At 45.3% G+C, this 14,402-nt stretch carries 14 protein-coding genes, 1 other RNA gene and 2 pseudogenes; 7 read left to right on the forward strand and 10 right to left on the reverse strand.

The features are described 5' to 3' along the window. Positions 1 to 200: 200 nt before the first annotated feature. A pseudogene (locus tag BS639_RS25015) lies at positions 201 to 387 on the forward strand (IS3 family transposase); the annotation flags it as partial. Positions 388 to 395: 8 nt separating this feature from the next. Here BS639_RS25015 and BS639_RS19385 read toward each other — a convergent pair. Beyond that, positions 396 to 694 (reverse strand): annotated as a pseudogene (locus BS639_RS19385) (transposase); the annotation flags it as partial. A 214-nt stretch (positions 695 to 908) separates the two neighbouring features. Between BS639_RS19385 and BS639_RS19390 the strand changes: the two are divergent. Beyond that, entirely contained in the window at positions 909 to 2,108 is a 1,200-nt protein-coding gene (locus BS639_RS19390) for a type II restriction endonuclease (RefSeq protein WP_084984070.1), read from the forward strand. 56 nt (positions 2,109 to 2,164) lie between these two features. On the opposite strand, the gene BS639_RS19395 is transcribed toward BS639_RS19390, so the two are convergent. The 4 genes from BS639_RS19395 to smpB all read right to left on the reverse strand — a co-directional run bounded on the left by BS639_RS19395 (position 2,165) and on the right by smpB (position 5,749). After that, positions 2,165 to 2,644: a very short patch repair endonuclease gene (locus BS639_RS19395; protein ID WP_084984071.1), complete on the reverse strand. Its 480-nt coding sequence runs from the start codon at positions 2,642 to 2,644 to the stop codon at positions 2,165 to 2,167. Between the two features lie 6 nt (positions 2,645 to 2,650). Beyond that, the gene (locus tag BS639_RS19400; protein ID WP_084984072.1) at positions 2,651 to 4,081 is read right to left on the reverse strand and encodes a DNA cytosine methyltransferase; all 1,431 of its coding nucleotides are present in this window, start codon (positions 4,079 to 4,081) and stop codon (positions 2,651 to 2,653) included. Positions 4,082 to 4,836: 755 nt separating this feature from the next. Next, positions 4,837 to 5,217, reverse strand: a transfer-messenger RNA (tmRNA) gene (gene ssrA, locus BS639_RS19405). A 49-nt stretch (positions 5,218 to 5,266) separates the two neighbouring features. Beyond that, the gene (gene smpB / locus BS639_RS19410) at positions 5,267 to 5,749 is read right to left on the reverse strand and encodes an SsrA-binding protein SmpB (RefSeq protein WP_055776506.1); all 483 of its coding nucleotides are present in this window, start codon (positions 5,747 to 5,749) and stop codon (positions 5,267 to 5,269) included. Positions 5,750 to 5,905: 156 nt separating this feature from the next. On the opposite strand from smpB, the gene BS639_RS19415 reads away from it, so the two are divergent. Beyond that, on the forward strand, positions 5,906 to 6,340 hold the full coding sequence (locus tag BS639_RS19415) for a type II toxin-antitoxin system RatA family toxin (protein ID WP_055776509.1): 435 nt from the start codon (positions 5,906 to 5,908) through the stop codon (positions 6,338 to 6,340). Further along, positions 6,333 to 6,617 (forward strand): RnfH family protein, encoded by a 285-nt coding sequence (locus BS639_RS19420; protein ID WP_055776512.1) that lies wholly within the window; start codon positions 6,333 to 6,335, stop codon positions 6,615 to 6,617. The genes BS639_RS19415 and BS639_RS19420 overlap by 8 nt, the downstream gene beginning before the upstream one ends. A 75-nt stretch (positions 6,618 to 6,692) precedes the next feature. Here BS639_RS19420 and bamE read toward each other — a convergent pair whose 3' ends face one another. The 3 genes from bamE to nadK form a co-directional block, all read right to left on the reverse strand. Beyond that, positions 6,693 to 7,040, reverse strand: coding sequence for an outer membrane protein assembly factor BamE (gene bamE, locus BS639_RS19425; RefSeq protein WP_055776515.1), 348 nt, complete (start codon positions 7,038 to 7,040; stop codon positions 6,693 to 6,695). 112 nt (positions 7,041 to 7,152) lie between these two features. Beyond that, on the reverse strand, positions 7,153 to 8,814 hold the full coding sequence (gene recN, locus BS639_RS19430) for a DNA repair protein RecN (RefSeq protein WP_055776517.1): 1,662 nt from the start codon (positions 8,812 to 8,814) through the stop codon (positions 7,153 to 7,155). 99 nt (positions 8,815 to 8,913) lie between these two features. Then, complete coding sequence (nadK, locus tag BS639_RS19435; protein ID WP_055776520.1) at positions 8,914 to 9,792, reverse strand: NAD(+) kinase; 879 nt, start codon at positions 9,790 to 9,792, stop codon at positions 8,914 to 8,916. Between the two features lie 137 nt (positions 9,793 to 9,929). On the opposite strand from nadK, the gene grpE reads away from it, so the two are divergent. After that, positions 9,930 to 10,517, forward strand: a complete 588-nt coding sequence (gene grpE, locus BS639_RS19440) for a nucleotide exchange factor GrpE (protein WP_055776523.1) — start codon at positions 9,930 to 9,932, stop codon at positions 10,515 to 10,517. 73 nt (positions 10,518 to 10,590) lie between these two features. Here grpE and ung read toward each other — a convergent pair whose 3' ends face one another. Next, entirely contained in the window at positions 10,591 to 11,271 is a 681-nt protein-coding gene (gene ung / locus BS639_RS19445) for a uracil-DNA glycosylase (protein WP_084984073.1), read from the reverse strand. A gap of 205 nt (positions 11,272 to 11,476) precedes the next feature. On the opposite strand from ung, the gene grcA reads away from it, so the two are divergent. After that, positions 11,477 to 11,860 carry an autonomous glycyl radical cofactor GrcA gene (gene grcA, locus BS639_RS19450; protein ID WP_055776528.1) on the forward strand — a complete coding sequence of 128 codons (384 nt, stop codon included), beginning with the start codon at positions 11,477 to 11,479 and terminating at the stop codon, positions 11,858 to 11,860. A gap of 304 nt (positions 11,861 to 12,164) precedes the next feature. Here grcA and srmB read toward each other — a convergent pair whose 3' ends face one another. Next, positions 12,165 to 13,481: an ATP-dependent RNA helicase SrmB gene (gene srmB, locus BS639_RS19455; RefSeq protein ID WP_055776531.1), complete on the reverse strand. Its 1,317-nt coding sequence runs from the start codon at positions 13,479 to 13,481 to the stop codon at positions 12,165 to 12,167. Positions 13,482 to 13,641: 160 nt separating this feature from the next. On the opposite strand from srmB, the gene trmN reads away from it, so the two are divergent. Continuing rightward, the gene (gene trmN / locus BS639_RS19460) at positions 13,642 to 14,385 is read left to right on the forward strand and encodes a tRNA(1)(Val) (adenine(37)-N(6))-methyltransferase TrmN (protein ID WP_233427716.1); all 744 of its coding nucleotides are present in this window, start codon (positions 13,642 to 13,644) and stop codon (positions 14,383 to 14,385) included. Positions 14,386 to 14,402: the final 17 nt, after the last annotated feature.

Genomic DNA, 14,402 nt, shown 5'->3' on the forward strand with positions numbered 1-14,402 from the left:
ATATAGAGGTTTTACGTTATAGGCGAAGTGTCGAGGTTTCAATCTAATATTAGGTCTATTGCTTATTAATATGATCGATGTCAACTAATAGTAATCGATCCTGGGATCATGTTTTTAACGGATTAAATAAGTGAAAGATGTAAGCGAGAAGGGTAAGCAATCCCGCCAAAACGTCTCATTCACTTTTAGAGATCTTCCGAATGAGTCTGGAACGCCGGGCACTGAAAGATGTCATCGAAAAAAGCTTTAAAACCAGCGATAAAGCGTGAGCTCGTCAGCTATCTGACTGCGCAGTTTACGATGAGCATACGCTAGACATGCAGGACGTTATCGCTGAGCAGGGCAGTGTTTGGTTATCAATCGTATACGCAACGTGATGAACCGATGTTCCATAGGCAGAGAGAGGTCACTTGATAACGCGCCCTGAGTTTCCCTATTAACGAAAATTGTTCTGGGAGTCTGATATGAAGAGCGCGGTAGCATATTTCTAATATTTCGTTCGCTATTTCAATACGTTGTATCTTTTTCTTTAGCTCACGTATCTCGATTTATTTTGGGGTTATTGGAGAGGCTTTTGGCATTTTTCCCTGCCTTCATCACGTAACTGTTATACCCATTTAGCCATCGTAGAAATACCTACATCCATATCCTTAGCGGCATCAGAAACGTTATAATATTGTTCTGAGGTAAGCATATCACCTCTATTCAGGTGGCCAAATTCAATATGCCACTACAGTTCAGGTTTGTAAGGTAGGCCTATGAGTAGGCCAAAAGGTGGGTTGGCTTGGGATCAAACATTTTTTAGCTCAAAACGGCCACAAAAGTGTGCACTTGTCTTGTTCGATATACCCGACATAACGATCTGTCGGTATAGTATCGTATACTTTTTATGTTTAAAGGGACGTTTAATGTCAGGTATACATTCTTGGTTGATTGAAAACACAGAGAATAATAAATTTCTATTTATTAAACGACTATCAGCAAACGATACTGGTGCCAGCGGCGGCCACCAGGCTGGGATATACGTTCCTTCAGGCATTATCGATAAACTATTCCCCTCAATTAATCATTACAAAACTAAAAATCCCGATACTTTCTTAAAGGCCCATTTTTCTTCTCACGAATGCCCTGACTCCGAAGCAAGAGCTATTTACTATAACAACAAGTTTTTTGGCGGTACGAGAAACGAGAAACGTATTACCAGATGGAGTAAGACACCTTTCCAGAATCAAGATAATACTGGTGCGATTGCAATTCTTGCTTTCACATTGGTTGAAGGAAATGATAGTAAGGAGATGGATGTATGGGTTTGTGATAACTTAGATGAGGAAGATATTGTTGAGTCTACTCTTGGAGAGATTGCTCCAGGAACATACTTCTCCGGGTATGCAAACACTCTGCTTGGCGGCCTTGCATCCGTTGCCGATGTCCCCCATAACAAATATAAAATCCCTGATGCTTGGCGAGAGAACTTTCCTTCGGGGAAAGATATTATTCTCTATGCGGCTGATTACTATGCTAAAGGTAATGCTGATCCTGATATGCAATTGCTGGACAGGAGACGAGTCGAATATGAAATATTTCTTCTAGTGGAAGAAATAAACGTATTAGAAAAAATTCGTAAAGGATTTGAAACCGTTAACGAGTTTATCGCAATGGCGAATTCTGTAAGTAACCGCAGGAAGTCCCGTGCAGGTAAATCATTAGAGCTTCATCTTGAAAAGCTGTTTGCTGAGCATGGGCTTTACCATTTTGCAACGCAGGCGGTAACAGAGGGGAATAAAAAGCCTGATTTTCTTTTCCCATCGGCTTCAGCTTATCAGGATAGCACTTTCCCGAATCACCAGCTCAGAATGCTTGCGGTTAAAACAACATGTAAGGAACGCTGGAGACAAATACTCAACGAGGCCGACAGAATTGATAATATTCACTTGTTTACGCTTCAGGAAGGCGTCTCTATAGTTCAATTTCGTGAAATGCAGAAAGAAGGCGTGAAGTTAGTCGTGCCGGCTGCAATACATGAAAAATTTCCCAAAGAAATTAGGGATCAACTCATTACATTAGGTGAGTTTATAGCAGAACTTAAAGAGCTCTATGTAGATCTATAAGACGCACTAACCGTTATAAAGCTATCTTGTGAAAATTAAGGCATTGGTTTACTGAATCATTCATCAATGTCTTTTATATGTATTCCCTTAGTGTCTATTTCAGCTGAGCTACAACTTGCAAAGATCCATTCTTCTATTCGTGTCGATAATTCTTTTCGAGATAATCTAAAGCGGCCTTTAATAGCGCACTCCCAAATGATTAATATTTCCCATCCGTTATTAACTATTTTTTGATTAATTAATTTATCTCTTTTAGTATTTTTATTTATTTTTTTAAGCCAGAAATCTGTACGTGTAGCGGGAGTTTTGAAAAGGTAGCAATCATGATGATGCCAAAAACATCCATGTGTGAATATGATTTTTTTGTGGGACTGTAGAACGAAATCAGGCTTTCCTGGCATCTCTTTGACCTGCGCCATGAAATCAAAACCAAGTTCTAATAATATCTCAGATGTGATTTTTTCAATGGCCGTTCCATGATTCCGAATCGCTTTCATGTTCTTACTGCGAGTTGCGGAATTATGAACATCGACCATAGCTAATTAAGCAACCTTTTTATTTTTATCTTGAACAATTGCTTTCGCAATATAAGGTTCAAGAAGTTTAGCTACAGCTGCGAAAACAGGAACAACAACTGAATTGCCAAACTGGCGATATGCCTGAGTATCTGATACAGGAATGCGGAACTGAGTTCCTTTCGGGGACTCAAAGCCCATTAGTCTTGCGCATTCACGAGGCGTTAACCTTCTCGGGCGATTCTCTTGATTGGACTTGTCATCAAAATCTTTCTCACCTAATTCTTTATCCCATCCGCGGTCTATCAGTATTTCTGAACCGTCTTTGTGGTAACGGGCAGATAATGTTCGTGCAACACTTTCAAGGTTATCCGGTGTAACCATGCCGAAGCCAAAACCATTACCTTTAGCTTGGTGTTTCTTTGCATAGTTATATAAGTACTTCCACAGTAAAGGAGAAAGTATATATTTACTATCGACTTCTTTATCAAGCAGGTCGCGAATAGCCGGGCGAGTGGCCGGGAAACTACTTGATATATTTCGTAAGGTAAAACCTTCATCAATATTGAGATTGCGTCTAAATCCGACCAAAACAATACGCTCACGATGTTGAGGTAAAAAATTCTTACCATCAATGACTTTCGGGTCATTTGAACCTATATGTTCAGCATCGGAAACACTATAGCCCAATTCATCCAGCGTATTCATAATAATGCGAAATGTATTTCCCTTATCATGACTTTTAAGGTTTTTAACATTTTCGAGTAAAAATATTGCTGGTTTTTTCGATGCAATAATACGTGCAACGTCAAAGAAAAGGGTACCTTGGGTATCGCATTCAAACCCATGAGCTCTGCCCAAAGAATTCTTTTTCGAAACGCCTGCAAGTGAGAATGGCTGACATGGGAAACCGGCTAATAAAACATCATGATCGGGAATTTCACGATCTATATTGTCATAAGCTTCTTGTTCGCTGATATCATCATTATCGCTCAGAGTTATCTCTCTAATATCAGAGTTGAACTTATGAGCAACAGGATCGCAATACCAATTAGCTTTATAGGTACGTACTGCATCTTTGTTCCATTCACTAGTGAAAACACACTGGCCGCCAATTTCTTCAAAACCTTTTCGGATACCACCGATACCAGCGAACAAATCGATGAATTTGAATTTATAGTCTGGGTGATTTTTTGGAGGCTCAGGCAAAAGACGGTTAAGCATCTTTACTTCAAGTTCAGTGAAAGGCTTCTGAGCTGTCTTACCGTTTAGCCAACGGTTTAGTGTTTCACGAGTCCAGTCGCTGTGGCTGACAGCACGTAGAGCTTCAGCTACATACTTTTGATCATAGATTTCGACAAGTTTTTTTATAAGAATCTTGTCTTCTTCTAGTTTCTTAAGCTGCTCTGTTTCATTTTGAGCAATCAGGTTTTGAGCAAGTAGCTCTAACTCAGTCATGTGTTTTGCCATTCTTTGAAGGGATTTTCTAGTGATAGCCTATCACTAATTCTACCCAGAATAAAGGGTGCTGCACTGTATGGATCAACAGTTCATTACAAGATGCGTCGTTCCTTCAAATTATGATGACTTTTAGTAATAACCAAATTATTTGCTTAATATTGTATGCAATGTAAGGCGACAGGTTTGCAAGAATATTATCTAAATACGAAGCTATTTTAAATATTTATTAATACTATCAATCAATTAAACTAATCTGCGATTTTCAATGGTTGTTAATATTTTTCCTGATACGGAACCAACGTGATAAGTTGTCCTGTAAAATTCCAAAGCAGGTCGACTTTTAATATTTCAGAGTTAACCTTCGTAGTAACAGCATCTTAATGAACTCATGTCTTGCTGCATTTCGTTCACGTATTCATCAAGTGAAACCGCCACAGCTTTTTTACCCAAGGATTTAATCAATAGGGATAATCCGTAGCCGTCATACAGTAAGTGGCCTTAATCGGTGGTTTTGCTTTGTGTATTTCGGTGTGGGTGAGAGGGTTTCTGATCCTTGCCATATCTGGACCCTTCCATGAATAGGCCTACAGTTTGGGACTACATCGTAGCGTAGGTCTAAAGGTAGGCCAATGAACGGTGGATATACGAGGAGGACATGGGATGATTACGGACACAAAAAAGCCCGCAGACCTTGCGGTATGCGGGCTCTTCGTACTTCTCCGGACTTATCTGGTAATAACCGGAGTACTATTTGGTGGAGCTGGGGGGATTTGAACCCCCGTCCGAAATTACTACGCCGTTGGCACTACATGCTTAGTCCAGTCATCACATTCACCGGTTAGCTGCGGACGGACACGCCACTAACAAACTAGCCTGATTAGTTTTAACGCTTTCACCCCAGGCAGGATGTCTACGCGAGCTCTTTTGGGTTTGACCTTTCTTGATCCCCGTCCTAAGAGCGGAGGCTAGGGAGAAAGGGAACCTTCAGTGTATTAGACTGATTAAGCTGCTAAAGCAGCAGATTCGAATTGCGAGTCGTTTGCAATTATTTTTTTTGCGGTTTTTTACGAGGCCTCCGCACCTCGGCATGCACCTTGGGTTTCGCAAATCCCGTCGAATCCAGAATCAGCCCCAAAGAACTGTTAGCAGTATATCAGAACTTTACCCCGTTAGGCCAGAGACTTAACGTTTAGCATTTTTCATAATACGTGCTTTATCAACTGCCCACTCGCGATCTTTGGCATTATCGCGCTTGTCGTGATCTTGCTTACCTTTCGCCAAACCGATTTTGATTTTGGTCCAGGCATTCTTCCAGTACATTGAGAGAGCAACTACCGTATAGCCATCGCGGTTTACCTTACCGAACAGCTTATCAAGCTCACGTCTGTTCATTAAGAGTTTACGGGTACGCATCGGCTCGCAGACAACATGACTCGAAGCAACATTCAGCGGTGTAATGGTGGCACCAAACAGGAAGGCTTCCCCGTCTCTGAAGGTCACATAACTGTCAGCTATGTTGGCTTTGCCCGCACGCAGTGATTTTACTTCCCATCCTTGCAAAGAAATACCTGCCTCGATTTCATCTTCGATGAAATATTCATGGCGAGCGCGTTTGTTCATTGCAATGGTTGCGGAACCGGGTTTATGTGCTTTTTTCTTTGTCATAGTGATACTTATTATACTGTAAGCACTGGCGAAAGAAATCCCCTGTACGTTTACTGACGTAGTTTTTCACAGCTTGTGCTTTATCTTTCCCGAGATTTTTGCCCGAGGCGCGATAAATGATATGATCTGTATGTTTTATGACACCTGGAAAATGATATGCCACATATAAGCCGTTCTGCGCTAGTGCCATTTAGCGTGGAACAGATGTACAACCTGGTAAACGACGTGGATGCTTATCCGCAATTTCTTCCCGGCTGCACGGGAAGTCGCGTACTGGATAAAACTGATAACTCAATGACGGCCGCAGTAGACGTTGCTAAAGCGGGTATCAGCAAAACATTTACCACCAAAAACACCTTAACCAGTAATCAGAGCATTGATATGCAGCTCGTTGATGGGCCTTTTCGCAAGTTGATGGGCGGTTGGCATTTTACTGCACTCAGCCCAGAGGCATGTAAAGTTGAGTTGAATTTGGATTTTGAATTCACCAACAAACTGATTGAACTGGCTTTTGGTAAAATTTTCAAAGAGCTGGCCGGTAACATGGTGCAGGCTTTTACCCAGCGCGCGAAAGAGGTCTACAGTGTCTGAGGTCTCGGTCGAGGTCGTTTATGCCTTACCGGAGCGTCAGTATCTAAAAACTGTACGACTTACCGAGGGCAGCAGCGTTAAACAGGCAATTCAGGCTTCTGGATTATTGGAGTTACGTCGTGAAATAGACCTGGACAGCAATAAAGTGGGTATTTATAGCAGACCAGTAAAGTTGAGCGATGTGGTAAGCGACGGTGACCGAGTCGAGATTTATCGTCCTCTGATTGCCGACCCTAAAGAGCTTCGAAGATTACGTGCTGAACAGTCTAAAAAATAAGGCGCTTAAAGCGCCTTATTTTTTTACCCTGAAAGATGTTACTGGCTGGTGCCAATGGGCATCAAAACCGGGATATCAGGAGTTCTGATCGTCAATTTTTGGCTTGTTGTTAACGTTAGTCAACACACCAGCCTCATTAAAGGTCAGAGTTAATGTCTGTTGTTTTACGTCCTCATGGCTTGGCCACTGGCGGAACACGTAGAACCAAGTGTTGTTGCCGAATGGGTCATCCATCATTGGTGTACCAAGGATATAAGCAACCTGTTGCTTGGTCATCCCGGTATGGATCTTTTGTACATCAGCAGGAGCCAGGTAGTTTCCCTGATTAATATCAGGACGATAAACGACCTTTTCCAGAGTGGAACAACCGGCAGTAAGCATCAAAAGTGCTCCCGCAACGGCAGTTAGCGTTTTACAGCGCATAGTCTTTACATTCCTTTAGGGCATAAGATGCCGATGATAATAGACCTTTCATCAGTTTGAAACCTTTGCAGGGCACCAGTATGACCGCTGAAATGTAAAAAAGTTGAGGTTTTTACGCCGCTAACAACTCTTTTGCATTGGCAAGGGTGTTACGTGTGACCTCACTCCCTCCCAGCAGACGGGCTAATTCCTGCAAACGTGCTTTTTTATCAAGCCGGCTCATCTGAGTTTCAGTCACTTCGCCATCTGTTTCTTTGCTAACAAAATAGTGCTGATGACCACAACCCGCAACCTGAGGTAAGTGGGTAACGCACATAACCTGCGTTGATTCACCTAGCTGGCGCAGTAGTTTACCGACAATTGCAGCAGTTGGGCCACTGATACCGACGTCAACTTCGTCAAAAATCAGCGCCGGAGTTTCCATTTTCTGTGCAGTGATCACCTGAATGGCTAAGGCAATACGCGAAAGTTCGCCCCCGGAGGCCACTTTTGCCAAGGCCTGCAAAGGCTGGCCAGGGTTGGTAGTCACCTGAAACTCGATACGATCGGCGCCTTCGATACTCAAATTCTCCGGGGAAAATTGTACCTGAATATTGAATTTTCCGTGAGGCATTGAGAGTGTTTGCATGCTTTGGGTGATCAGTTGAGTCAACTCATCGGCAAAATGCTGGCGTTGCTGGTGCAGCGCGTGGGCAATGTCTATTGCCTGTTGGTGATGAATGCTTACTGCCTCACTCAGTTCAGCCTGATTAGTTTCCTGCTGGTCCAAGGCACTTTGTTCTTCAAGCAATTGACGATGCAGCTCGGGTAACTCTTCTGCCGACACGTGGTGCTTACGCGCCAAGGCCATTTGCCTCGACATACGTTGTTCGAGCTCAAACAGGCGGTTGGGGTCCATTTCAAGCCTTTCGCTGTAATGACGTAGTTCATCGCTAGCTTCGCTAATTTGGATTGACGCGTCGTCGAGCATGACGATCAGGTCATTCATCTTCCCATCCAATTCTGCAAGCTCGGTGAGCTTATTTTTGGCCATGTAGAGCAGGGTGCTTATATTTTGATCTTCACTGTCGCTTAATAGGTACAGCGCACTTTGGCTAAGGGAGAGTAACTGACCACTGTTGGCCAAAAGTTTGTACTCTTCGTCGATTTGCTCATATTCGCCCTGTAACGGGGCAAACTCGTTAAGTTCTTTCAATTGATACTGTAACAGCTGACGACGAGACTCTCGTTCGTTGACCTGCTGCTGAAACTGCGCCAGCAGCCGGCAGCTTTGATGCCAATTTTGGTAGGCAGTACGCATTTGTGAAAGTAGGAAAGACTGCGCTGCATAGGCGTCGAGCAGCTGTTTTTGATGCTCAGGTTTAACCAAAAGCTGATGTGCATGCTGGCCGTGAATTTGAATTAGATGATGGCCAATCTCACGAAGCTGCGACAAGGGCACCGGCGTACCGTTGATAAAACCGCGAGAGCGGCCGTCGGCGCTGATCGTACGGCGCAAAAGGCAGTCTTGACCCTCATCGAGCTGATTGTCAATGAGCCACTGTTTGGCTGAAGGTGTATCTGCAAGCGTAAAGCGTGCACAGACATCGGCACGTTGGGTGCCCAAGCGAACAGCATTGCCATCGGCTCTGCTGCCCAAACAAAGGCCCAAAGCATCGATGGCGATGGATTTACCTGCACCGGTTTCGCCGGTTATTGCCGTCATACCCGCATGGAAATCAATTTCTAACTCGCGAACGATGGCAAAGTTATTAATGGTTAATTGCGCTAGCATGATCACCTTCCTGTATAAAACAACAGACCTGTAATTTCGTACAGTATAAACTGGTTTTATATACAGTAAAGCCCCGGCGAGTGTGATTTCAGAAAAAAATCAGAATAATTTTTTAGACCATCCTAGCTTTGTGCTTAACGTATTGAAATAACTGTAATCTTTTGGGTGTATCAGATTCAGATAATAATCGCTTCTCCTGATAATCACTTCTTCACCCTGCTGAATCGGTAACGCTATCTGACTGTCGCAGCTTATTTCGAGGTCCGTACTCATGTGTGAAAAACGCAAGCAGATAGTACTGCTGCTGTTAATCACCAAAGGGCGAGCCGACAGAGTGTGCGGGAACATCGGCACGAGTGCGATAGCGTCGAGCGTTGGCGTGAGGATCGGCCCTCCGCCCGAGAGTGAATAGGCCGTTGAACCGGTCGGCGTCGAAATAATCAAACCATCGGAGCGCTGTGAAAATGCGAAGCGGTCGTCAATATAAACTTCAAACTCAATCATGTGCGCGACTTTACCGGGATGCAGAACCACTTCATTAATGGCCGTGCTGACTCTGCACTGCTTGTCACCGCAGCGTACCAAGGCTTCGAGCAGGAAGCGTTGTTCGCTGATATATTCGCCTTTCAGCACGTCATCGAGTTGCTGTAGTGCATTATCGGGATCCAAATCAGTAAGGAATCCCAAATTTCCGCGGTTAATCCCAATCACTTTTATGTCATAGCGTGCCAGTACTCTGGCTGCACCGAGCATGTTACCGTCGCCCCCCACAACGACGGCAAGATCGGCGAGTTTCCCGATATCTGAGAGACTGCCGGTTTGCACATTTTTCAATGCTAATTCTTGTGCAACCTGTTGCTCTACAATAACTTTATGTCCTTTAGACACGAGCCAATGATAAAGCATTTCATGGGTAGCCAGAGCAGAAGGATGGCGGGGATGACCGACAATCCCAATACACTCAAATTTTTTATTCATTGCTTTGGTTATCCTCGATAACGCATGTATGACACCTGAAGTATGACCTGTAAATGAGATAACAGGCCTTGAAACCCCAGTTTTGATCCCCATAATAAGCCAACTAGCAAGACTAAAGCTAAAACGCGGAGAGATTCATGAGTAGTAAAGAACATAAGACGCCTAACGAGCAAGCCTCGGATGAACTGAATCAGGAACAAGTGCTGCATGCGGAAGCGGAAACTGAGGCGGCTGACGTCGTTGATCCGCGTGATGCACGTATTGCCGAGCTGGAAGCACAACTGAAAGAGGCCCAGCAGCGTGAGCGTGAAAGCCTGCTGCGTGCCAAAGCCGAAGTTGAAAATATTCGTCGTCGCACCGAGCTGGATATCGAAAAAGCGCACAAATTTGCCCTTGAGAAATTTTCAGGTGAACTGCTGCCGGTTATCGACAATCTGGAGCGCGCTCTGGACCTGGCCGACAAGTCTAATGCTGAACTCACTTCAATTATCGAAGGTGTTGAGCTGACACTTAAGTCGTTGCTGAGTGCTGTCCACAAGTTTGGTTTGGAAGTGGTTGCCGACGTTCATGTACCGTTTAATCCAGAGTTGCATCAGGCAATGACCCTGATGGAGTCTGAAGAGCTTGAGCCAAACCATGTGATCATGGTAATGCAAAAAGGCTATACGCTGAACGGACGTTTGCTGCGTCCTGCAATGGTTGCAGTTTCCAAAGCTAAAGCGTGATTTAATTTAGCATCAAATGACTAAGGCACCCACGCGGTGCCTTTTTTTATCGCTAAAGTAGTCGCCATGCTGCTTATTCTGGCAGTTTGGGCATCCATTCAATTGGCGTCAGGCCCTGTTGTTCCAATAACTCATTGGCCATTGAGAAATGTTTGCAGCCAAGAAATCCGCGATGAGCCGAGAGTGGCGAAGGATGCGGGGCTTTAAGCACCCGATGCCGCGCAGTATCAATAATGCTGCCTTTTTTCTGCGCGTGAGAGCCCCAAAGCAAAAATACCACGCCTTCACGGTGCGTATTCAGCGTGCTGATCACTTTATCGGTAAAGGTTTCCCAGCCCAATTTTGCGTGCGAATGTGCCTGCCCGCCCTCCACGGTTAACACAGTGTTAAGCAACAGCACGCCCTGATCTGCCCAGCTTTGCAGATAACCATGCGTTGGACGAACGAAACCGGGGATATCCGTTGCCAGCTCTTTATATATATTAACCAAGGAAGGTGGTGCAGGAACGCCGGGCTTTACCGAGAATGACAGTCCGTGTGCCTGATTAGGGCCGTGATAGGGATCTTGGCCTAGTATCACCACTTTAACCTGTGAAAACTCGGTTGAACGGAAGGCATTAAAAACGTCTTCCTGAGGAGGATAAACGGTTTTTCCCGATTCGCGCTCAGCGGCGACAAATTTCAGGGTATCTACAAAATAACTCTGCTGTTTTTCCTGGCCAATGACGTCGTGCCAGGTGAGCGGGGCTGCCATAAGCGCTCTCCAATTATGCGAAATCTTAATCTGCGTAGCTTACCTCCTCATGCCGTCCAGCGATACTCTCTCTGGCCTTAAATTGATTTCTATCAATGCTCATTTTCTCCGAAATTGGTATACAGGAAAGACACCAAGAAGGATTGCTCGGTAATTAAACCAGCAATCGTTGACCCGTCGTCTTATCAAAGTAGGGAGAAAAATGATGATCACTGGGATCCAGATAACTCAGTCCAATAATGAAGCGTTAAAAAATTCATTTTGGCTAGTAGACAATGAAAAAGCCGAAGCAAGATGTGTCTGCGCGCAATCAGGCTATGAAGAAGATCAGATTATTGCTTTAAGCGAACTTGGGAAGTTTGAGTATCGTGAAGTGCCTTTAGAGTTCGCACCGACCGTCCGCGTTGAGGGTGGACAGCACCTTAACGTGAACGTGATGCGTCGTGAAACGCTGGAAGACGCAGTAAAAAATCCTGAAAAATATCCGCAGCTAACTATTCGTGTTTCCGGCTATGCCGTTCGCTTTAATTCGCTTACGCCTGAGCAACAGCGTGATGTGATAACGCGTACTTTTACAGAAAGTCTGTAAGCTAAATCGGCTGAAAAATCAGGAGTCGCTCATTTATAAAGATGAGGGTCGTGATTTTCATCAGAATATCTTCATAAATAAATCATATGTCAATCATAGCGTTACATCAATTATTCGCTTATCTTTTGCTCGGTGCTTGTCACAGTAAGAGGTATTCCATTGGTGTTAGCGCTTATGTTGCGCATCCTGACCATTCACAGTGGTCGGGATTTTTTTTGTTTACGGAACCCGTCCAAATATCAGAAAGCAGCAGGCCCCGCATTAGACGGGGCCTGCTGAGAATAAACCGAGGCAGCAAGGGGGATTAACTTGCTTCTGTACTCGACTTACGACGTTTACCGACGTTTTTACTGTCGCGATGACGTACTTTCACTTTTACCTTGGATTTTTCGTTCTCTTGTTTCTGCTTCTCTTTACGCTTGGCCAGAACCTTTTTGGAAGGTTTACCGGTGGTTTTAGCACTAGGCGCCTTGGTCGTCGGACGAAGTTCATCGATCACCCGTGATTTAAGAGGCTGATCTAAATAACGTTCAATTTTACCCAACAGCAGATGGTCATGTGCTTCGACCAGTGAAATTGCCGTGCCTTTACGTCCCGCGCGACCTGTACGGCCGATGCGATGCAAGTAGGTGTCTGCGGTCAGCGGAATATCAAAGTTGAATACGTGGCTGATATCGTTGATATCTAGACCACGGGCTGCGATGTCAGTCGCAACCAGCACGTTAACGCGATCTTCGACCATGCGTTTAACGGCTTCGGTACGCTTAACCTGCACCATCTCGCCTTCGAGATAGCAGGAGTTGATGCCTGCTTCACGTAACAGGGCGACCAGTTCGTGCACGCGCTCGCGTTTACGCACAAAAATAACGGACTTGGTCACGTCTTCCTGCTTCAGCAAGTGACAAAGCAGGGCCGTTTTATGCTTTAAATCATCGGCGCGATAGTACCACTGTAAGATTTTTTTGCGTTCACGGCGCGATGGGTCGGCTTCAATCTCAACCGGCTCAGTCAGAATACGTTCGGCAAACTCACGAATTGCTTCGCCTTCAAGCGTTGCGGAAAACAGCAACGTCTGTTTGCGCCAACGTGCTTCGGCTGAAATCGTTTCGATATCTTGCGCAAAGCCCATGTCGAGCATGCGGTCGGCTTCATCGAGGATCAGCGTTTCAATCGCGCGGCAGTCGAAGTTTTCTTCTTTAATATACTGAAGCAAACGACCGGTAGTGGCGACGACGATGTCCTGATTTTCGCTGAAAACTTCAGCATGGTTCATGTAGGCAACGCCACCGGTAATGGTCGCAATGTCTAAGTCAGTGTGTGCAGCGAGCTCGCGCGCCTGGTCAGCAACCTGCATCGCCAGCTCACGCGTTGGTGTCAGGATTAAAACACGTGGTGGACCAGACTTTTTACGCGGAAAGTCCAGCAAGTGTTGCAGTGCGGGCAACAGAAATGCTGCGGTCTTGCCGGTGCCGGTAGGCGCCGAACCCAACACATCGCGTCCGTCCATCGCGGGCGGAATTGCCTCTGCTTGAATAGCAGTCGGGCGGCTATAGCCTTTATCGGTCAGTGCTTCGATCAGGCGTTCATCGAGTTCGAGTTCGGAAAAATTCGTTACAGTCATGGTCTACCTCTACTTGGGGCGCCGATTATAGACGTGTTGGCCGCGATCTTCACCTATTTAAGCGTAAACGGTCGCTTTTACTCATAAAGGCTTTGTCTTATGCTTAGCCCATTGTGCCATTAGCACCCTGATACTCGGGTGAATATAACAGGAAAGCGTAGTGACTGAAGCCGCCAGCAACAAGCCTTTACGGCGTAACGGGTTTACTTTTAAACAATTTTTTGTTGCTCACGACAGATGTGCAATGAAAGTAGGCACCGACGGCGTGCTGCTAGGCGCATGGGCTCCAGTAGATCATGTTTCTCGTATTCTTGATATTGGAACTGGGACCGGACTTGTGGCCTTGATGCTTGCACAGAGAACGAAAGACGGCGTTTGCGTTGACGCAGTCGAGCTTGAATGTGCAGCAGCCTTACAGGCGGGAGAGAATTTTGCCGAATCTCCGTGGAATTCACGCCTGAGCGTATTCTCACAAGATATTAACGATTTTGCCCTCGATGCGCCGAATAAGTACGACCTGATTGTCAGTAATCCGCCCTATTTTGAGACCGCCGTCGCCTGTCGCAATGAAGCGAGAAACGCAGCACGCTACACTGAAACGTTAACTCACCGTGCGCTGTTGGAGTGCGCTAATAGCCTGATAAGCCCAAACGGAACCTTTTGCGTGGTGTTGCCTTATGACATAGGTCTGTCTTTCGAAAAGGCGGCGCAGGACCTCGGGTGGCACACTCAGGCACGCCTCGACATTCGTGACCGGCCAGAAAAACCGTTAAACCGCATGCTGCTCGCATTAGCAAGGCAGGCTCACCTGCCCAACTATCAGGCGCTGGCACTCCGCGAAAAACTTAATGTTTATAGCGCGGAGTTCAGAGCTCTGATTACTGATTTTTATCTGAACTACTGATCTTTTCCTGATTTCTT

The organism is Rouxiella silvae, assembly GCF_002093625.1.
Classification (GTDB): Bacteria; Pseudomonadota; Gammaproteobacteria; order Enterobacterales; family Enterobacteriaceae; genus Rouxiella; species Rouxiella silvae.